Consider the following 18,784-nt stretch of genomic DNA (forward strand, 5'->3'; position numbering starts at 1 on the left):
CGGTGGGTACGACACTTTTTCCGCGGCGCCGTCTAGAGTTGGTACCGGCTGAGCAGATGAGGCGAGTGTGCAGAGCGTCGAAACCGTCCTGGCGTTGATCGTCCTCGCCACCGTCGTGGCCGTCTCCGCCCGCCGGTTCCGGGTCCCCGCCCCCTCGCTGCTCGTAGTCGCCGGCGTCGCCGTCGGGCTGCTGCCGTTCGTGCCGCGGGTGAGCATCGACCCGCAGGTCGTCTCGCTCGTCGTCCTGCCGCCCCTGCTGTACGCCGCCGCCGAGGACCTCTCCTGGCGCGAGCTGCGCCGGGTGTGGCGCCCGGTCACCATCCTCGCGGTCGGGCTGGTGCTCGCCTCGGCCGCCGGCGTCGGGCTCGTCGCCGCCGCCCTCACCGGCCTGCCCGCCGCCATGGCCTTCGTCCTCGGCGCGATCCTGGCCAGCACCGACCCGGTCGCCGTCACCGCGCTCGGCCGGCGCCTGCCGCTGCCCCCTCGGGTCAGCACGCTCCTGCAGGGCGAGAGCCTGTTCAACGACGCCACCAGCCTGGTGCTGTTCCGGGTCGCGGTGGCCGGGGCGGCGGCCGGCGGGGCGCTGTCGTGGCAGCGGGCGAGCGGCCTGTTCGTGCTGCTCGCGGGCGGCGGGGCGGTCGTCGGTGCGCTCGTGGCCGCCTGCGTCGCGGTGATCCGGCGCCGCACCGAGGACCCGGTGCTGGAGACGGTGATCGCCCTGCTCACCCCCTACACCGCGTACGTCGCCGCCGAGGCCGTCCACGTCTCCGGCGTCACCGCGGTCGTCGTTGCCGGCGTCATCCTCGGCGGCCTCGCGCCCGGTCTCACCAACCCGGGCATCCGCCTGCAGCTGCACGCCGTGTACGGCACCGTCGTCTTCCTCCTCGAGTCCGTCGTCTTCGCCGTCATCGGCCTCACCCTGCCCGGGTTCGTCGCCGACGTGGCCACCGACCCGCCGCGGCTGCTCGTCGAGGTCCTCGCGGTCACGGCGACGCTGCTCGCCGTGCGGGTGCTGTGGGTCTTCCCGCTGGCCGCGTTCGGCGGCGGGTCGCTGCGCGGCGCCGCCGTCGTGTCGTGGGCGGGCGCGCGCGGGGTGCTGCCCCTGGCCGCCGCGCTGTCGGTGCCCCTCGACCTGCCCGGCCGCGAGCTCACCGTCACCATCACCGCCGCCGTGATCGTCCTCACCCTGACGGTGCAGGGCTTCACGCTGAGCCCGCTGGTGCGCCGCTCCGGCATCGCCGCCAGCGGCGCCGACCAGCGGGCCGAGGAGATCCGCGCCGACTCCGCCACCGCTCGGGCGGCGCTGGCCCGATTGGAAGAGCTGGATTCGGTACCCCCTGAGCCCGCCGCGACCCTCCGCCGCGCCCTGCGCCACCGCATCGACGCGCGCCCCGAGCCGGCGCCGGAGCACATCCCCCTGCAGGAGGTCCGCCGCGAGCTCATCGCCGCCGAGCTGCGCGAGCTCGACCGGCTCTACGCGGAGGGGGAGATCGGCGACGCCACCCGCCGCCGCCTCCAGCGCCGCCTCGACCTGCGGGACACCGCGCTCGGCGACCCTGAGTAGGCTGGGCGGTCGTGCGAGCGATCCAGTGCACCAGGTTCGGCGGCCCCGAGGTCCTCGAGCTCGTGGAGACCGAAGAGCCCCGCGGCGAGCTGCTCGTCGACGTCGCCGCGGCCGGGGTGAACTTCGCCGACACGAGCCGCATCGCCGGCACCTACCGGCCCGCGCCGGCCCTGCCGTTCGTCCCCGGCACCGAGGTCGTCGGCCGCACCGGCGACGGGCGGCGGGTCCTCGCGCACACGTTCGCGGGCGGCGGTTTCGCCGAGCGTGCGGCCGTCGCGGCCGACGCGGCGGTGGCGGTACCCGATGAGGTCACCGACGCCGAAGCCCTCGCGCTGCTCGTCCAGGGGCTCACCGCCTGGCACGTCCTGCGCAGCTGCGCCCGGCTGGCCGCGGGGGAGACGGTCGTGGTCAACGCGGCCGCGGGCGGGGTCGGCTCGCTCGCCGTACAGCTGGCCCGGCACTTCGGCGCGGGCCGGGTCATCGCCGCGGCCTCGACGCCCCAGCGGCGCGCGCTCGCCCTGTCCCTCGGCGCCGACGCGGCCGTGGACGGCGCCCCCGACGGCTACGCCGAGCGCGTCCGAGACGCAAACGGCGGCCGCCCGGTCGACGTGGTGCTGGAGTCCGTCGGCGGCCGGGTCTTCACCGCCGGGCTGGACGTGCTCGCCCCGTTCGGCCGGCTCGTCACCTTCGGCAACGCCTCACGCGAGGGCCGCCCGCCGCTCGACCCCGGCGAGCTGTCCGACCGCAACCTCGCCGTGGCCGGCTTCTGGCTGCGCCCGGCGCTCGAGGTCCCCGGCGCCTACGCCGAGCCCCTCCAGGCGATGTTCGGCCTGGTCGCCGCGAAGGAGCTGCGCCCGGCCGCCGGCGCCGAGTACGCGCTGCACGAGGCCGGCCGCGCCTTCGCCGACCTGCTGGCCCGCCGTACCACCGGCAAGGTCGTCCTGCGCCCCTAGGGGCTGTGTCGAAGTGGATGGCCGGGCTGCGGCGGACTCAGGCGTCGGCTGGAACCACCCCGGTCACACCCCGATACAACCCCGGTATCGGGGCGCGCCCGGCGCGGCCCCAGCCGACGCCTGAGCCTCGCCTCGCTCCGACCCCCACTTCGACACAGCCCCTAGACCGCGACCGCGGGCAGGGTGAAGCAGATGCGCGCGCCACCGGTGTAGGCGGCGTCGAGCCAGATCCGGCCGCCGTGGTGCTCGACGATGCGCTTGCAGATCGCGAGGCCGATGCCGGTGCCCGGGTACACGTCCCGCGGATGCAGCCGCTGGAAGATGACGAAGATCTTGTCCTCGAACTGCGGCTCGATGCCGATGCCGTTGTCCTGCACCGAGAAGCGGTGGAAGCCGTCCTCGGGCTCGACGCCGACCACGATCTGCGGGTCCTCGTCGGGCTTGCGGAACTTCACCGCGTTGCTCACGAGGTTCTGCAGCAGCATGGCCAGCAGCGTCGGGTCGCCCTTGACCATGGGCAGCTCGCCGCACTCGAGGGAGGCCGACTCCAGCCGGACCTCCAGGTCGGAGCGCACGCGGCGCATCGTGGCGTTGAGGTCGACGTCGGCGACGTTGTCGTACAGCCGGCCGACGCGCGAGAAGGCGAGCAGGTCGTTGATGAGCGCCTGCATCCGGGTCGCCCCGTCGACGGCGAAGGCGATGTACTGGTTCGCGCGCTCGTCGAGCTGCTCGGCGTACCGACGCTGCAGCATCTGACAGAAGGAAGCGATCTTGCGCAGCGGCTCCTGCAGGTCGTGGCTGGCGACGTAGGCGAACTGCTCCAGGTCGGAGTTGGAGCGCCGCAGCCGCTCCTCCTGCCCCCGGCTCTCGGCCAGCGCGGTGACGATCCGCTCGCGCATCGCCTCCACGTCGGCGCCGAGCGCGGCGAGGTCCGGCGGGCCCGCGGCCGGCACGTGGTGCTCGAAGTCCCCGTCGGCGACCCGCCGCACCGAGTCCTGCAGGCGCTCGAGGGGCCGCAGCACGACCCGCTGGAGCATCACCGCGATGACGAACAGGCCGACGAGCAGCCCGGCGACGATGATGGCGAAGATGGTGTCGCGGCGGTGCCGGGAGCTGTCCAGGGCCTTGCGCCCGGCGCCGCGGGCCGCGTCGACCCGCTGCTGCAGCACGTTCACGTCGCCGCGCAGCACGTCGAACGCCGCCTTGCTCGACACGGCCAGCGGCGACTGCGGGTCGGGGTTCGCGATGAGGGGCTGGGCGTACCCGGTGCGCCACCCGGCGGCCGCCCGCTCCACGGCCTCGAGGCCCTCCAGCGCGCTCGGCTCGTCGGCGAGCAGCTGGCGCAGCCGGTCGGCGATGCGCTGCTCGGAGGTGACGCCCTCGTTGTACGGGTCGAGGAACTGCCGCTCGTGGGCCAGCACGAACCCGCGCACGGAGGTCTCCTGGTCGACCAGGGCCGCGCCCAGCTCGACGACGGCGGTGGCGGCGGGGGAGATGCGCAGCTGGAGGCGGTCGGAGACCCGGGTGGTGTCGGCCAGGGAGGCGTACCCGGCCCACGACCCGAGCGCGATGAGCAGCGTCATCGCGCCGAGGGTCAGGGCGAAGAGCCGCTGGCTGGTGAGCCGTCCTCGATCCGTCACGCGTGGCAGATTACGGCAGGTGGGGCCCCGCCACCTGTTCGGCGCCGACGAGCTCCCGGAGCCGGGTCCGCAGGCGGAGGCGACCGCCGCCGGTCGTGGTGCAGTGCAGGTTCTCGCCGAGCTGCCGGTACGGCGTGCGCAGCCCGTCGCGCAGCATCGGCACCAGGCACGCGCGCTTGCGCACGACGGCGACGGCGGCGAGCGCGAGGTACACAGCGCTGAGCGCCACCAGCTCGTCGTCGTGCCACCGCGCCGGGAGGACCGCGCCGAGCACGAACTGCACCAGGAACAGCCCGAGCAGCGTCAGCGCCGCCCGCAGGCTCAGGGTCAGCTCGAGCAGCAGCGCGATCGCCAGCAGCGACTGGGCCGCGGTCAGCAGCAGCTCGCCACGCTGGGCGGGCTCGATCGGCAGGCCCGAGGTACCACCGCTGGACACGGCGAAGACCACGGGCAGCGTGCCGACCAGCAGCGTCCACTGGTTGACCTTCGAGGACACCAGGGCGCCGAGCGCCTCGGTGGTGTGCAGGCGGTACGCGTACAACCCGGCCACCAGCAGCTCGGGCGCCTCCGAGGCCAGCGGCGCCACCCACTGCACGAGCAGGAACTGGCTGATGCCCAGCTGCTGGCCGGTGTCGACGAGGCCCGCCGCGAACGGCTCGGCGGCGAGCAGGATGACCGCGGCCGAGACCACGAACAGCGCGACGACCGTGGTGCGGCGCGGGACCTTGGCCAGCCCGCCGACCCACGCCGACGGCCCGACCAGCTCCGGCTCGCCGGCCGGGGCCCGCGACACCCGCCAGCTGTAGGCGACGAAGACCGCGACGAGCACGGCGGTGTCCCACAGCGTGAGGGTCCGCTTGAAGGGCAGGATCAGGCAGTACAGCGAGGCGATGGTGAGAAACGCGAGCGGTACGGCGTCGGCGCGGCCCAGGCTGATCCCGCGCCGCTTCGAGCGGCGCCAGGCGATGAGCACGACGGCGACCCAGCCGATGCCGACCAGGATCCGGTTGGCGCCGGTCATGTTGGCCAGCGCGAGGGAGCACGAGGGGGTGCCGTCGCCGCCGGGCGGGTGGCAGTCCGCGCCGTACTGCGCCGCCGCCTCCCCGCCGCGCCAGGTGAAGACGAAGTCGACGGAGTACTCGGGCAGGACCGCGATGAGGGCGAGGACGGCGACGGCCAGCCCGGCGGACACGTCGACCTGGGCCGCCTCGGCCGCCCAGGCGAGCACGAACGCGGCCCCGATGATGGCGCCGCCGAACACGAGCGCGGCCGCGGGGGCGGGCAGGTGCACGCCGGCGAGCGCGACGACCACTCCGGGGACGGTCGCCGCGAGTGCCAGCAGGCCCGAAAGGGGCGGTCGTCGCATGGTCGCCGATGCTACCGGCGCAGTGGCCGGACCGCCCGGTGTGCGCCGCGCGGCGCGCTCCCGCCCGCGGTGGTCAGACCGCCTCGGCGGCGGCGCGGCCCGCGGTGCGGCCCGAGAACAGGCAACCGCCCAGGAACGTTCCTTCCAGCGAGTTGTACCCGTGCATGCCCCCGCCGCCGAAGCCCGCGACCTCGCCCGCCGCGTACACGCCGGGCAGCGGACTGCCGTCGGCGCGCAGCACCCGGCCGGACAGGTCGGTCTCGAGCCCGCCGAGCGTCTTACGGGTCAGGATGTTCAGGCGCACCGCGATGAGCGGCCCGGCCTTCGGGTCCAGCAGCCGGTGCGGGGAGGCGACGCGGATGAGCTTGTCCCCGCGGTACGACCGCGCCCCCCGCAGTGCCGTGATCTGTGCGTCCTTCGTGAACGTGTTGGTCATCTCGCGGTCGCGGGCCTCGACGGTGCCCCTGATGGCGGCGGCGTCGAGCGGCACGCCGGGCTCGAGGCGCTGCATGCCGGCGATGAGCTCGTCGAGCGTGTTCGCCACCACGAAGTCGGCGCCGTGCTCCTTGAACGCCTCGACCGGCCCCGGCGCGCCCTTCTTCACGCGCTGCAGCACCTGCCGGACGCTGCGGTTGGTGAGGTCGGGGTTCTGCTCGGAGCCCGACAGCGCGAACTCCTTCTCGATGATCTTCTGGGTGAGGATGAACCAGCTGTGGTCGTATCCGGTGGCGGTGATGTGCCGCAGGGTGCTCAGCGTGTCGAAGCCGGGGAAGCACGGGGCCGGCAGCCGCCGGCCGGTCGCGTCCAGCCACAGCGACGACGGCCCGGGCAGGATCCGGATGCCGTGGTTGGGCCAGATCGGGTCCCAGTTGCGCAGGCCCTCGGTGTAGTGCCACATCCGGTCCGGGTTGATGACCCGCCCGCCGGCCGCCTCGGTGATGCCGAGCATCCGCCCGTCGACGTGCGCGGGCACCCCGGCGACCATCCGCCGCGGCGCCGGGCCGAGCCGCTGGGGCCACGCCTTGCGCACGAGGTCGTGGTCGCCGCCGATCCCGCCCGACGTGACGATGACCGCGGCCGCCGACAGCTCGAACTCCCCGACGGCGGCGCGGGAGCTGCTCTGCCCGCGCGCGACGGTGCTCGGCTCCAGGATCGTGCCGCGCACCACCCCGCCGGGCCGCAGCTCGTCGACGCGGTGCCGGAAGCGCAGCTGTACCTTGTCGCCGGCCCGGACCCGGCGCTCGAACGGCTCCACGACGCCCGGGCCGGTGCCCCACGTGATGTGGAAGCGCGGTACCGAGTTGCCGTGCCCGTCGGCCGGCCCGCCCCCGCGCTCGGCCCAGCCCACGACCGGGAAGAGGCGGTGGCCCATGGCCCGCAGCCAGGCGCGCTTCTCGCCGGCCGCGAAGTGCACGTAGGCCTCGGCCCAGCGCCGCGGCCACTCGTCCTCGGGCCGGTCGAACTGGGCGCTGCCCAGCCAGTCCTGCCAGGCGAGCTCGGCCGAGTCCTTGATGCCCATCCGCCGCTGCTCCGGCGAGTCCACGAGGAACAGCCCGCCGAACGACCAGAACGCCTGCCCGCCGAGGCTCTGCTCGCCCTCCTGGTCGAGCAGGATGACCCGCTTGCCCGCGTCGGCCACCTCGGCCGCCGCCACCAGCCCGGCGAGTCCGGCCCCGACCACGATCACATCCGCATCCACCCGACCAGGCTAGGCACCCCCGTGCCAAAATCGTTGGTGCCCGAAACACATTTTCCGCCGGAGTTTGTCACCCCGGTGACAACAACGGTGCTGACCGCGGTCCGCGCCGCGATGCGCGAGCAGGGCCGCTCGCTCACCGGCGGCCAGGGCCACGGGCTCACCCTGGGCGTCGAGACCGCCGTTGCCACGTTCATCTCCGGCGCCGACCTCGCCCCGACCCTGTCGCTCTTCGCCGAGCTCGGCCGCACCGAGTACCGCGAGGGGCACCGCGTCGACGCGCTGCGCTCGATCCTCACCCTGGGCGCGCAGACGTTCTGGGCCGCGCTCGTGGAGCGCCCGGGGCCGCTGCAACCGCCGCAGTTGTACTCCACCGCCGCCGCCCTGTTCGGCTACGTCGACGCCCTCGCCGGCGCGGCCGCGGAGGGGTACCTGGACGAGCAGCGGGACGCGGCCCGGGACTGGGCGCAGGTCCGCCGCCGCCTCATCACGCTGCTGGTCCAGCCCGAGCCGCCGTCCGAGCCGGCGCTGGCGGCCGCCGCCGAGGCCGCGAACTGGCCGCTGCCCGCGCAGGTGTGCGCGGTGAGCGTCGAGGGCACCGACGCCGAGCACCTGGCCCGGGCCGCGGGCGGCGGGGCGATCGCCACGGTCATCGACGGCGCCACCCGGCTGCTGAGCACGGGCCCGCTGGACCGCGCGCTGGCCGGCCGCCGCGCGGCGATCGGCCCGACGGTGCCGGTGCGGGAGGCGCGGCGCTCGTACCGCATCTCGCGCAAGGCCCTGGAGCTGCAGCAGGCCGCGCGGCTGCCCGACGGGGTGCTGGACTGCGACGACGTGCTGGTACCGCTGCTGCTGGGCTGGGAGCCCGGGGTCGCCGACCGCCTCGCCGCCCGCGCCCTGGCTCCCCTGGCCGCGCTCTCCCCGGCCGCCCGGCGCCCGCTGACCGAGACGCTGCACGCCTGGCTGCGCTGCCAGGGCCAGGTGATCCCGGCGGCGCGGGCCCTGCACACCCATCCGCAGACCATCCGGTACCGCCTGCGCCGCCTCCGCGAGCTGTTCGGCGACCGCCTCGACGATCCGGACGAGCGCCTGGCCCTGCAGCTCGCGCTGACGGCCGCGTAGCCGGTTCTATCCGGTGCGGTAGACCAGGCGGGCCAGGAAGCGGTCGACCTGCTCCTCCAGCGGGGGCCAGGGCCGGCCGGGCTGGTTGACGCGCATCGAGATCGCCCCGTGGACGGCGGTCCGCAGGTCCAGCGCCACCGTCGCCGCGTCGTCGGGCGGGGCGTCGCCCGCGTCCATGCACCGCTGCACGGCCGCGGTCGTGCCCGCCGCCACCTCCTCCCGGAAGCTCATGTCGGCGCGCTGGTGCAGCGTCGTCTCGTGCAGGACCTTGAACAGGCCCGGGTGCTCGTGCGCCCACGCCCCCAGCACCAGTGCCCGGGCGCGTAACCGTTCCCGGGGGCCGGTCGCCGCGGACTCGGCCCCGGCGGTCGCGGCGGCCAGCTCGGCCTGGCACTGCCGGAGCGCGGCGAGCACGAGCGCGTCGCGGTCTTCGAAGTGCAGGTACACCGAGGTCGCCGCGATGCGCAGTTCCCGCGCCACGGCGCGCAGGGACAGCGCCTGGTCGTCACCGAGCTCGTCGAGCAGGCGCAGGGCCGTATGCACGATCTCGGCGCGCAGCCGATCGCCCTGCCCGCGTGGGTTCCGTCCGCGTTCCACGCGCCCATTGTAGGACAACGTTCGTTGCGCTACGGTCGTAGCGCTACAGCTGTATAGTTACTTTCGAGGGGATGGCCATGGACAACAAGGACGTCGTGCGCGCCTTCTACGATGCGGCGATCAACCGCAAGGACTACTCCGCGGCGGCCGGGCTCGTCGGCCCGCGGTACACCCAGCACAATCCCCGCATCGCCGACGGCCTGGCCGGGCTGGAGGAGTTCGTGACGGGCCTGCGGCGGGACTTCCCGGCGCTGCGGGCGGACGTGCGGCGGCTCGTGGCCGAGGGCGACCTTGTCGTCGGGCACGTCCACGGGGTGCGCGTGCCGGGGCAGCCGGGCACGGCGATCGTCGACATCTTCCGCCTGGAGGGGGGCCGCATCGTGGAGCACTGGGACGTGATGCAGCCGATCCCCGGGGAGGCGCGCAACGCCAACGGCATGTTCTGACCTCAGGCCAGGAAGAGCAGCGCCGCGCTGATCAGGACCACGATCGCGGTGGCGAAGTGGATGCCGAACGCGGCCGCCTTCGTGCCGCCGTTGCGCAGCACGATCACGGTGTCGCCGAGCGGGACCAGGGCGACGACCAGCATGTACCAGGCCTCGGCCGTGGTGCCCGCGAAGGCGAGCAGCGCCAGGCCGATCAGGCCGAACGTGATGTCGCGCACGCCCTTGACCGCGAGGTAGGCGCCGTCGCCGGGCACGCCGTAGCCGGTCGCGGCCGGGCGGGGCTGCACCAGGAAGCGCCCGCCGATGAACAGGATGAACAGGTTGAGCACGATCGCCAGGCCATTCGCCAACATTTCGGAAGCCCTTCGCTAGCGTTGCTAGAAGTAGTGTCGATGCTAGCGCTAGCGGTGCTAGAATTTCAAGCATGACTAGCGAAGGTCGGCGGGAACGCGAGCGGGCACTGCGGGAGCGGCTGATCGTCGCGGCGGCGCGGGAGCTCGCCGAGGCGCAGGGCTGGGAGGCGGTGACGACGCGGCGGCTGGCGGAGCGGGTCGAGTACAGCCAGCCGGTCCTCTACAGCCACTTCAAGAGCAAGGACGCGATCATGGCGGCGGTCGCCGTCGAGGGCTTCGCGGACCTCGCGGCGGAGCTGGAAGCGGCCCGGGCCGCGGCCGGCGGGGACCGGGCGGCCCTGGCCGCGGTGGCGGCGGCGTACCTCGGGTTCGCCGACCGGCGGCCCGCGCTCTACGACGCGATGTTCGCCCGGGCCGTCGACCTGCCCTTCGCCGCCGAGGAGACCCCGGCGCCGTTGCGGGCGGCGTTCGGCGCCCTGGTGTCGGCCCTGACCCCGTTCGCGGGCGGCGACGACGTGGGGCTGCTGACCGAGACACTGTGGGCGGCGCTGCACGGGCTGGTGACCCTGACCCGGGGCGAACGCCTGCCGCGGGAGCAGCAGGACCGCCGCCTCGCGATCCTGCTGGCGCGCTTCACGACCTGAACGCCCGGCGAGGTCGGCCGGGGCGGGGTCCGCCACTTCGGAGGTGGACCTCGACGCGAGTGGCTCCGGAGGGGGCAGAGTGGACCCCATGAGTGCGCACAAGGACGCCTACGACGCCGCCCTCGCCGCGGCTGACTCGCACGCCCGGGCCTGGCTGGGCTCGCTCGCCGGGCGGGCCGTGCCCCCGCGCGCCGACGCCGACGCGCTCGCGTCCGTCGTCGGCGGGCCGCTGCCCGCGGAGCCGGCCGACGCCGGTGAGGTCGTCGACCTGCTCGCCCGCTCGGCGGAGCCGGGGCTCATGGCGATGCCGTCCGGGCGTTTCTACGGCTGGGTCATCGGCGGCACGCTGCCCGCCGCGCTCGGGGCCGACTGGCTGGTCAGCGCCTGGGACCAGAACGGCGCCATGCGGTTCCCGACACCGGCCACCGCCGCGCTGGAGGAGGCGGCCGGCGCCTGGGTGCTCGAGCTGCTCGGCCTGCCCGCCGGGGCCGACGTCGGGTTCGTCACCGGCGCCACGATGGCCAACTTCACCGGCCTGGCCGCCGCACGGCGGCGGGTGCTCGCCCGGCACGGCTGGGACCTCGACTTCGACGGGCTGTTCGGGGCTCCGCGCATCCGCGTGCTGGTCGGCGAGGAGCGGCACGACACGCTCGATCTGGCGCTGCGGTACCTCGGCCTGGGCGCCCCGACCCCGGTCGCCGCCGACGAGCAGGGCCGCATCCGCCTCGACGCGCTCGCCGAGGCGCTGCACGACACCGGTGCGGGGCCCACCATCGTGTGCCTGCAGGCCGGGAACGTCCACAGTGGAGCGTTCGACCCGATCGGCGAGGCCTGCGAGCTCGCCCACGCCCGCGGGGCCTGGGTGCACGTCGACGGGGCCTTCGGGCTGTGGGCGGCCGCATCGCCGGGGCTGCGCGGACTCGTGCCGGGGCTCGAGCGCGCCGACTCGTGGGCGACGGACGCGCACAAGACGCTGAACGTGCCGTACGACTGCGGGATCGCGATCGTCGCCGACCCCTCGGCGCTGCGGGCCGCGATGGGCGTCGAGGCCAGCTACCTCATCGAGCCCGCGGGCCCCGGCGGGCCGGCCGACCCGTTCGAGAAGGTGCCCGAGCTGTCCCGGCGGGCCCGCGGGGTACCGGTGTGGGCCGCGCTGCGCTCGCTGGGGCGGCGGGGGGTCGCGGACATGGTGGACGGGTTCGCGCGCAACGCCCGCCGGCTGGCCGGGGGCATCGCCGCGATCGACGGCGCCGAGGTGCTCAACGACGTCGTGTTCACCCAGGTGTGCGCCACGTTCGGCGACGACGAGCGCACGGCCGCGGTGACCCGGGCCCTGCTCGCCGAGGGGCGCGCGTGGATGTCGGGCTCCCGCTGGCGCGGCCGCACGATCCTGCGCGTGTCGGTGAGCAACTGGTCCACCGATGACGACGACATCGACGAGTCCCTGGAGGCCCTGCGCCGCGCGGTGGCCGCGACGGCCTGAGTCACGGCAGGAGGACGATTTTACCCCTGGTGTGGCGGCGATCCACCTCCTCGAAGGCCTTCGCCACGTCGTCCAGCGCGTACGTGGCGGCGATCGGGACCTCCAGGATGCCGTCGGCCACGAGCCCGGCCATGTACGTGAGAACATCCACAGTGGACGCGTCCTCGCTGCCCTCGGCCTTCACGCCCAGGCGCTCGGCGGACTGGAAGGCGATGATGGTGTTGATGCGGTCCTTCGGGATGCCGAGCTCGAGGGCGAGATCGACGTACTGCGGCCCGAACAGGTCGATGAAGGCGTCGATGCCCTCGGGTGCCGCCGCGCGCAGCCGGTCCGCGAGGCCCTCGCCGTAGGTGATCTGCTCGGCGCCGTGGGCCGCGAGCCAGTCCCGGTTGGACGGTGAGGCGATGGCCAGGACCCGGGCGCCGAGGTGGCGCAGCAGCTGGACGGTCAGGGTGCCGACCCCGCCCGCCGCGGCCGACACGGCGATCGTCTCGCCGGACCGGGCGCCGACCGCGCGGGTCGCGGCGTAGGCGGTGCAGGCCACGACGTAGAGGGCGCCCGCCACCTCCCACGACAGCGCCGCCGGCTTCGGGATGAGCTGGGTGACCGGCACCGCGGTGTGGGTGGCGTGGCTGGAGCGGGTCCAGGAGAAGCCGAGCACCTCGTCGCCGGGCGCGAACGCGGTGACGCCGGGGCCGGTCGCGGTGACCACGCCGGCCAGGTCGCTGCCCTCGCCGCTGGGGAGCGCGGTCCGGTACTTGAACTCGAGCGCCCCCGTGCGGATACCGCTTTCCCCGGGGTTGACGCCGGCCGCGCGCACGGCGACGACCACCTCACCGGGGCCGGGTGACGGCATCGGGATCTCGGCCACGTACAACACCTCGGGCCCGCCGAAGGTGTCGAACCGCACGGCGCGAGCAGAAGGGGATGAAGTCATGTTCGTCTCCAGTTGCGCAGGGTGGAAAGGGTGCGGGCGAAGCTCCGCAGGGCGTTACCCGTCAGCACGCCGCCGAACCACGCGGCGAGCTCGGCGTCGAAGACCTCCTCGGCCGCCGCGGTCGCCGCCGCGCCGGCCCCGGTCAGCTCCACAATGGACGATCGGCGGTCCTCGGGGTTGAGCCGGCGCGCGAGGAGCTCCCGCGCGACCAGTCGGTCGACCGCCTGGCTGGCCCCGCCGATGGTGATCGACAGCGCGTCGGCGATGTCGTTTACCCGGCACGCCTCGGTCCGGGCCACGACCTGCAGCACGTTGAGGCTGCCGAGGGGCACCGCGCCGGCCGCCCGCAGCCGCGCGTCGATGCCGTTCCAGAGATCGGTCTCGAACCGCACCAGGTCGTCGAAGACCTGCCGAAGATCCGTCATGCAGATACATTAGCACTAATTACATTAGCTCTAATGTTGTTACGGTCACATCGCGGACATTGGTGTTACTGATCTGTTACATGCGCTCGCCGCTGCGGGGAGGTATGTTCGCGGCGTTAACAAACCCCGACACCCTGCGCGCACACCCCGTCCTCCCGATACGAAAGGAGGCGTCAGGGATGGGCAAGACCCTCAAGATCCTGGCCGCCACCGCTCTGGCCGCAGTGCTGGCCACGACGTCGGCCTGCAGTGACACCCGCAAGGACGACACCACCGGTGGCGGTGACAGCGGTCCCGCGCTGGTCGGTATCGCCATGCCGACCCGCAGCCTGGAGCGCTGGAACAACGACGGCGCCCACCTCGAGGACCTGTTGAAGAAGGCTGGGTACAAGACCTCGCTGCAGTACGCGGACAACAAGGTCGACCAGCAGATCACCCAGCTCCAGAACATGATCAACGACAAGGCGAAGATCCTGGTCATCGCGTCGATCGACGGGACGGCCCTGGCCCCGGTGCTGCAGCAGGCCGCGGACAAGAAGGTCAAGGTCATCGCGTACGACCGGCTGATCAACTCCAGCCCGAACGTGGACTACTACGCGACGTTCGACAACTACAAGGTCGGGCAGCTGCAGGGCCAGTTCATCGTGTCCAAGCTCGGCCTGGACGCGGGCAAGGGCCCGTTCAACCTCGAGCCGTTCGCGGGCTCCTCCGACGACAACAACGCCAAGTTCTTCTTCGCCGGCGCCTGGGACGTGCTCAAGCAGTACGTCGACAGCGGCAAGCTCGTCATCCCCTCGGGGAAGAAGCTGGCCAGCAACGACGACTGGAAGACGGTCTCGATCAACGGCTGGAAGACCGAGACGGCCCAGGCCGAGATGGACAACCGGCTGAACTCGTTCTACACCGGCGGCAAGAAGGTCGACGTCGTGCTGTCGCCGAACGACTCCCTGGCCCTGGGTATCGCGCAGTCGCTGGACTCCCACGGGTACAAGCCCGGCGGTGACTGGCCGCTGCTCACCGGGCAGGACGCCGACCTGGCCAACACCAAGAACATCCTGGCCGGCAAGCAGTCCATGACGGTCTGGAAGGACACCCGCACCCTCGGCGACCAGGTCGCGAAGATGGTCGACGCGATCAACAAGGGCACCGCGGTGGAGACCAACGACACCAAGACGTACAACAACGGCGTCAAGGTCGTACCCTCCTACCTCCTCCCACCCGTCGTGGTCACCAAGGACGACGTGAAGTCGAAGCTGGTCGACTCCGGCTTCTTCAAGGCCTCCGACCTGGGCCTGTAACACCTCAGCCCGAAGGGGCCGGGGCCGCCGACGCGGCCCCGGCCCTCGCCAGTTCCCAAGGGGAGCCCCATGCCCAGCCCCATCCTGCAAATGCGCGGGATCACCAAGACGTTTCCCGGCGTCCGGGCCCTCGCCGACGTGACCATGAGCGTGGCCGAGGGCGAGGTGCACGCCATCTGCGGCGAGAACGGCGCCGGCAAGTCCACGCTGATGAAGATCCTCAGCGGGGTGTACCCGCACGGCAGCTACGAGGGCGACATCGTCTTCGACGGCGAGCCGTGCCACTTCAAGTCGGTCCGCGACTCCGAGCACCGCGGCATCGTGATCATCCACCAGGAGCTCGCGCTCAGCCCCTTCCTGTCCATCGCCGAGAACATCTTCCTCGGCAACGAGCAGGCCCGCCGCGGGATCGTCAACTGGCCGCAGACCAACCGGCGCGCCGCCGAGCTGCTGGCCCGCGTCGGCCTGCACGAGCAGCCGGACACGAAGATCCTCGACATCGGCGTCGGCAAGCAGCAGCTCGTCGAGATCGCCAAGGCGCTGTCGAAGCGGGTGCGGCTGCTCATCCTCGACGAGCCGACCGCCGCGCTCAACGACGCCGACTCCGAGCACCTGCTCGGCCTGATCCGCCAGCTGCGGGACCAGGGGATCACGTCGATCATCATCTCGCACAAGCTCAACGAGATCGCGGCGATCGCCGACACCACGACCGTGATCCGCGACGGCCGTACCGTGGCCACCTTCGGCATGCACGGCGCCGACGCCGTGTCCGAGGACGGGATCATCCGCGCCATGGTCGGGCGGGATCTCGCGCACCGGTTCCCCGAGCACACCCCGCGCATCGGCGAGGAGGTGCTGCGCATCGAGGACTGGACCGTGCACCATCCGATCGACCGCAGCCGCGTCGTCGTCGACCGCGCGGCCCTCAACGTGCGCGGCGGGGAGATCGTCGGCGTCGCGGGGCTCATGGGCGCCGGGCGCACCGAGCTCGCGATGAGCGTCTTCGGGCACAGCTACGGCACCGGGATCTCCGGGCGGGTGTTCCTGCACGGCAAGGAGATCCGCGTCCGTACCGTGGACGAGGCCATCGCCCACGGGATCGCCTACGCGACCGAGGACCGCAAGCGCTACGGCCTGAACCTGATCGAGGACGTCAAGCGCAACATCACCGCGGCCAAGCTCGCGGCGGTCGCGCGCCTCGGCGTCGTCAACAACGCCGAGGAGGTCCACCGGGCCGAGCGGCTGCGCAAGGAGATGCGGGTCAAGGCCGACTCCGTCGCCGTGCTCACCGGCAAGCTCTCCGGCGGCAACCAGCAGAAGGTCGTGCTGAGCAAGTGGCTCTTCACCGAGCCCGAGGTGCTCATCCTCGACGAGCCGACGCGCGGCATCGACGTCGGCGCGAAGTACGAGATCTACGAAATCATCAACGCGCTGGCCGACGCCGGCAAGGCGGTCGTGGTGATCTCCTCCGAGCTGCCGGAGCTGCTCGGGATCTGCGACCGGATCTATGCGATGAGCCAGGGCCGGATCACCGGCGAGGTGGACCGGGCCGAGGCGACCCAGGAGGGCCTGATGCGGTACATGACCATGGACAAGAGCGGGGTCAGCCGGTGAGCACTACTGAGACGCTGCAACCGGAGACGAAGCCCACCGAGGTCTCGTCGCTGCGCGGCTACCTGGGTCAGAACCTGTGGCAGTACGGGATGCTGACGATCCTCATCGCGATCGTCATCACCTTCCAGATCCTCACCGACGGCCGGCTGCTGTACCCGGACAACGTCGCCGCCCTGGTGCAGCAGAACGCGTACGTGCTGATCCTCGCGATCGGCATGGTGATGGTCATCGTCGCCCAGCACATCGACCTGTCCGTCGGCTCCATCGTGGCGTTCATCGGCGGGTACTGCGCCCTGATGATCACCGAGTGGCACTGGCCGTGGCCCGTCGCCGTGGCCGCGAGCGTCGCCGTCGGGATCGCGGTGGGCTGCTGGCAGGGGTTCTGGATCGCCTACGTCGGGATCCCGGCGTTCATCGTGACGCTGGGCGGCATGCTGCTCTTCCGCGGCCTGGCCGTGCTCGCGGTGAGCCAGACGGTGCCGGTGCAGGACCGGGGCTTCGGCGCCATCGCGGCCAAGTCGCTGCCCAACTCGCTGGGCTTCCTCGGCAACCTCGACGGCATGACGCTGCTCGTCGGCATCGTCGCGATCGGCGGCCTCGCCTTCTCCCAGCTGCGCACCCGCCGCGAGCTGATCCGCTACGACCTGCGGCTCGAGCCGCGCGCGGCGTTCATCGGCAAGCTCGTCGTGTTCGCGGGCCTCATCGCGTACATCACCTATCTGCTCGCCGAGAGCACCGACGGCACCCCCAACGTGCTCATCATCGTCGGCGCGCTCGTCATTCTGTACACGTACATCATGGGCAACACCGTGTTCGGCCGGCACATCTACGCGATGGGCGGAAACCTCGCCGCGGCGAAACTGTCGGGCGTGAAGACGAAGCGTGTAACTTTCCTCATCTTCGTCAACATGGGCATCCTCGCGAGCGTCGCCGCGGTCGTCACCACCTCGCGCGCGGGGGCCGGCGTGGCGGGCGCGGGCACCAACTACGAATTGGACGCGATTGCCGCCGCGTTCATCGGCGGCACGGCCGTGACCGGCGGAATCGGCAAGGTGACGGGGGCCGTGATCGGCGCGCTGATCATGGGCGTGCTGAACATGGGCCTTTCGATTCTGGGCGTCGACGCCGCCTGGCAGCAGGCCATCAAGGGCCTGGTACTGATCGCCGCCGTCGCCTTCGACATCGTGAGCAAGCGCGTCGCGAACTCAAGTCAATGATTGGCAATGTTTCGATAACGTGAACTATTGACGGAGGTATTGACGGCCCAATAGCGTCGATGTCGTAAGGCGTTTCCCGTCCATTGTTTCGAAACAATCGGGAGCCACCAGATGACATTACGCAGAATGGCCACGGCCGGCCTCGTCGCGGCCGTGGCCGCGGTCACGCTCGGCGCCGTCGCGGCGTCCGCCGGCGGCCCCCGCCCGCCGGCGACGCAGGACCAGAGCCTGCGCGGACTCGCCGCCCGCAACGGCCTGGCCGTCGGCACCGCCGTGGACGCCGCCGCCTACGGCGACGCCGCCGACCCGCAGTACAAGTCCCTCGTGGACAGCCAGTTCTCCACCGTCACGGCCGAGAACGCGATGAAGTGGGAGAGCCTCGAGCCGACCCGCGGCACCTACGACTGGGCCACCGCCGACGCGTTCGTCGCGTCCGCCCAGCGCAACCACCAGCAGGTGCGCGGCCACGTCCTGGCCTGGTACAGCCAGCTGCCGGGCTGGCTGTCCACCGGCATCCAGGACGGCACGATCGACGGCCCGCAGCTGCGCGCCCTGCTGCAGAAGCACATCACCGACGTCGTGACCCACTTCCGCGGCAAGATCTGGCAGTGGGACGTGGTGAACGAGGCCGTCTCCGACCCGTGGGAGACCCCGTCGGCGATCCACCTCGGGGGCAACACCGGCTCGCTGAAGCAGAAGTTCGCCGACCTGCTCGGCCCGGACTACCTCGCCGACGCCTTCCGCTGGGCCCGCGCCGCCGACTCCAAGGCGCTGCTGTTCTACAACGACTACAACATCGAGGCGTTCGGCGACGGCGGCGCCGGCGACAAGACGCAGTTCGTCTACGACATGGTCAGGAAGCTGCGGGCCCAGGGTGTACCGATCGACGGCGTCGGCAGCCAGGGCCACCTCAGCACCCAGTACGGCAACTACGACGTGCTCGCGGTGGCCGACGCGCTGCAGCGCTTCACCGACCTGGGCCTGGCCGTCGCCTTCACCGAGGTGGACGCGCGCAGCCTCCTCAAGAACGCGTCCGACCCGACCCTGGACGCGGCCGGCGCCGACCTCAACGCGCGCGACCAGGCCGCGGCGTACAACTATCACGTCCTGCTCCAGGCGTGCCTGATGAACCGCCACTGCCTGTCGTTCACGGTGTGGGGCTTCACCGACAAGCACTCGTGGATTCCCGGCTGGTTCAAGAACCCGCCGGAGGGTGCGGGCTGCCTGTGGGACGCGAACTACCAGCCGAAGAAGTCGCTGCGCACGGTCCAGGGCGACCTGGCCGCCGCGGGCCCGCCGCTCGTGCAGCCGCGGGCGCCGCAGAAGCCGCGACGCTGAGCGTTACTGGGGGTTAGGAGACCGGGGCGGGCGCCCGATCGGCGCCCGCCCCGGCGTCTGTTCGGAGCCCGTTGCGGGCCGATCGGCTGGT

Annotated in this window: 17 protein-coding genes; 10 read left to right on the forward strand and 7 right to left on the reverse strand. The window is 72.5% G+C overall.

Going from position 1 to position 18,784, the window contains the following annotated elements:
- The first annotated feature begins 67 nt into the window (after window positions 1-67).
- Together ACPPVO_RS16495 and ACPPVO_RS16500 are read left to right on the forward strand one after the other, a co-directional pair.
- Entirely contained in the window at window positions 68-1,564 is a 1,497-nt protein-coding gene (locus ACPPVO_RS16495) for a Na+/H+ antiporter (protein ID WP_426512072.1), read from the forward strand.
- Window positions 1,565-1,575: 11 nt separating this feature from the next.
- Window positions 1,576-2,517 carry a zinc-binding dehydrogenase gene (locus ACPPVO_RS16500; RefSeq protein WP_426512073.1) on the forward strand — a complete coding sequence of 314 codons (942 nt, stop codon included), beginning with the start codon at window positions 1,576-1,578 and terminating at the stop codon, window positions 2,515-2,517.
- A 161-nt stretch (window positions 2,518-2,678) separates the two neighbouring features.
- Here the strand turns inward: ACPPVO_RS16500 and ACPPVO_RS16505 are convergent, their stop codons facing one another.
- The 3 genes from ACPPVO_RS16505 to ACPPVO_RS16515 all read right to left on the reverse strand — a co-directional run bounded on the left by ACPPVO_RS16505 (window position 2,679) and on the right by ACPPVO_RS16515 (window position 7,222).
- Entirely contained in the window at window positions 2,679-4,157 is a 1,479-nt protein-coding gene (locus tag ACPPVO_RS16505; protein WP_426512074.1) for a sensor histidine kinase, read from the reverse strand.
- A gap of 10 nt (window positions 4,158-4,167) precedes the next feature.
- Entirely contained in the window at window positions 4,168-5,523 is a 1,356-nt protein-coding gene (locus tag ACPPVO_RS16510; RefSeq protein WP_426512075.1) for a sodium:proton exchanger, read from the reverse strand.
- Between the two features lie 73 nt (window positions 5,524-5,596).
- A complete protein-coding gene (locus ACPPVO_RS16515) occupies window positions 5,597-7,222 on the reverse strand; it encodes an FAD-binding dehydrogenase (protein WP_426512076.1) in 1,626 nt (541 codons plus the stop codon).
- A gap of 75 nt (window positions 7,223-7,297) precedes the next feature.
- On the opposite strand from ACPPVO_RS16515, the gene ACPPVO_RS16520 reads away from it, so the two are divergent.
- Complete coding sequence (locus ACPPVO_RS16520; RefSeq protein WP_426512077.1) at window positions 7,298-8,341, forward strand: helix-turn-helix domain-containing protein; 1,044 nt, start codon at window positions 7,298-7,300, stop codon at window positions 8,339-8,341.
- A gap of 6 nt (window positions 8,342-8,347) precedes the next feature.
- On the opposite strand, the gene ACPPVO_RS16525 is transcribed toward ACPPVO_RS16520, so the two are convergent.
- On the reverse strand, window positions 8,348-8,938 hold the full coding sequence (locus ACPPVO_RS16525; protein WP_426512078.1) for a TetR/AcrR family transcriptional regulator: 591 nt from the start codon (window positions 8,936-8,938) through the stop codon (window positions 8,348-8,350).
- A gap of 71 nt (window positions 8,939-9,009) precedes the next feature.
- Here ACPPVO_RS16525 and ACPPVO_RS16530 point away from each other — a divergent pair, with 71 nt between their 5' ends.
- Window positions 9,010-9,384 carry a nuclear transport factor 2 family protein gene (locus ACPPVO_RS16530; RefSeq protein ID WP_426512079.1) on the forward strand — a complete coding sequence of 125 codons (375 nt, stop codon included), beginning with the start codon at window positions 9,010-9,012 and terminating at the stop codon, window positions 9,382-9,384.
- A 2-nt stretch (window positions 9,385-9,386) separates the two neighbouring features.
- Here the strand turns inward: ACPPVO_RS16530 and ACPPVO_RS16535 are convergent, their stop codons facing one another.
- Window positions 9,387-9,737 carry a DUF4267 domain-containing protein gene (locus ACPPVO_RS16535; protein WP_426512080.1) on the reverse strand — a complete coding sequence of 117 codons (351 nt, stop codon included), beginning with the start codon at window positions 9,735-9,737 and terminating at the stop codon, window positions 9,387-9,389.
- Between the two features lie 71 nt (window positions 9,738-9,808).
- Between ACPPVO_RS16535 and ACPPVO_RS16540 the strand changes: the two genes are divergently transcribed.
- Together ACPPVO_RS16540 and ACPPVO_RS16545 are read left to right on the forward strand one after the other, a co-directional pair.
- Window positions 9,809-10,381 (forward strand): TetR/AcrR family transcriptional regulator, encoded by a 573-nt coding sequence (locus ACPPVO_RS16540; protein WP_426512081.1) that lies wholly within the window; start codon window positions 9,809-9,811, stop codon window positions 10,379-10,381.
- Between the two features lie 88 nt (window positions 10,382-10,469).
- The gene (locus ACPPVO_RS16545; protein WP_426512082.1) at window positions 10,470-11,864 is read left to right on the forward strand and encodes a pyridoxal phosphate-dependent decarboxylase family protein; all 1,395 of its coding nucleotides are present in this window, start codon (window positions 10,470-10,472) and stop codon (window positions 11,862-11,864) included.
- Window position 11,865: 1 nt separating this feature from the next.
- On the opposite strand, the gene ACPPVO_RS16550 is transcribed toward ACPPVO_RS16545, so the two are convergent.
- Both ACPPVO_RS16550 and ACPPVO_RS16555 read right to left on the reverse strand, forming a co-directional pair.
- Window positions 11,866-12,774 carry an NADP-dependent oxidoreductase gene (locus ACPPVO_RS16550; RefSeq protein WP_426512083.1) on the reverse strand — a complete coding sequence of 303 codons (909 nt, stop codon included), beginning with the start codon at window positions 12,772-12,774 and terminating at the stop codon, window positions 11,866-11,868.
- A gap of 23 nt (window positions 12,775-12,797) precedes the next feature.
- Complete coding sequence (locus tag ACPPVO_RS16555) at window positions 12,798-13,226, reverse strand: MarR family winged helix-turn-helix transcriptional regulator (protein ID WP_426512084.1); 429 nt, start codon at window positions 13,224-13,226, stop codon at window positions 12,798-12,800.
- Between the two features lie 179 nt (window positions 13,227-13,405).
- Here ACPPVO_RS16555 and chvE point away from each other — a divergent pair, with 179 nt between their 5' ends.
- From chvE to ACPPVO_RS16575, 4 genes are all read left to right on the forward strand, one after another.
- Window positions 13,406-14,524, forward strand: coding sequence for a multiple monosaccharide ABC transporter substrate-binding protein (chvE, locus tag ACPPVO_RS16560; protein ID WP_426512085.1), 1,119 nt, complete (start codon window positions 13,406-13,408; stop codon window positions 14,522-14,524).
- A gap of 69 nt (window positions 14,525-14,593) precedes the next feature.
- Window positions 14,594-16,138, forward strand: coding sequence for a multiple monosaccharide ABC transporter ATP-binding protein (mmsA, locus tag ACPPVO_RS16565; protein ID WP_426512086.1), 1,545 nt, complete (start codon window positions 14,594-14,596; stop codon window positions 16,136-16,138).
- Window positions 16,135-17,355 carry a multiple monosaccharide ABC transporter permease gene (gene mmsB, locus ACPPVO_RS16570; RefSeq protein ID WP_426512087.1) on the forward strand — a complete coding sequence of 407 codons (1,221 nt, stop codon included), beginning with the start codon at window positions 16,135-16,137 and terminating at the stop codon, window positions 17,353-17,355. Before mmsA ends, mmsB begins: the two co-directional genes overlap by 4 nt.
- A 111-nt stretch (window positions 17,356-17,466) precedes the next feature.
- A complete protein-coding gene (locus ACPPVO_RS16575; RefSeq protein WP_426512088.1) occupies window positions 17,467-18,693 on the forward strand; it encodes an endo-1,4-beta-xylanase in 1,227 nt (408 codons plus the stop codon).
- Window positions 18,694-18,784: the final 91 nt, after the last annotated feature.

It is taken from the genome of Dactylosporangium sp. McL0621 (assembly GCF_049995355.1).
Classification (GTDB): domain Bacteria; phylum Actinomycetota; class Actinomycetes; order Mycobacteriales; family Micromonosporaceae; genus Dactylosporangium.

Coding starts and splice junctions, on each gene's coding strand:
- ACPPVO_RS16535 (WP_426512080.1), bottom strand. CDS start 9,737: ATGTTGGCGAATGGCCTGGCGATCGTGCTCAACCTGTTCATCCTGTTC.
- ACPPVO_RS16530 (WP_426512079.1), top strand. CDS start 9,010: ATGGCCATGGACAACAAGGACGTCGTGCGCGCCTTCTACGATGCGGCG.
- mmsA (WP_426512086.1), top strand. CDS start 14,594: ATGCCCAGCCCCATCCTGCAAATGCGCGGGATCACCAAGACGTTTCCC.
- ACPPVO_RS16555 (WP_426512084.1), bottom strand. CDS start 13,226: ATGACGGATCTTCGGCAGGTCTTCGACGACCTGGTGCGGTTCGAGACC.
- ACPPVO_RS16510 (WP_426512075.1), bottom strand. CDS start 5,523: ATGCGACGACCGCCCCTTTCGGGCCTGCTGGCACTCGCGGCGACCGTC.
- ACPPVO_RS16540 (WP_426512081.1), top strand. CDS start 9,809: ATGACTAGCGAAGGTCGGCGGGAACGCGAGCGGGCACTGCGGGAGCGG.
- ACPPVO_RS16545 (WP_426512082.1), top strand. CDS start 10,470: ATGAGTGCGCACAAGGACGCCTACGACGCCGCCCTCGCCGCGGCTGAC.
- ACPPVO_RS16575 (WP_426512088.1), top strand. CDS start 17,467: ATGACATTACGCAGAATGGCCACGGCCGGCCTCGTCGCGGCCGTGGCC.
- chvE (WP_426512085.1), top strand. CDS start 13,406: ATGGGCAAGACCCTCAAGATCCTGGCCGCCACCGCTCTGGCCGCAGTG.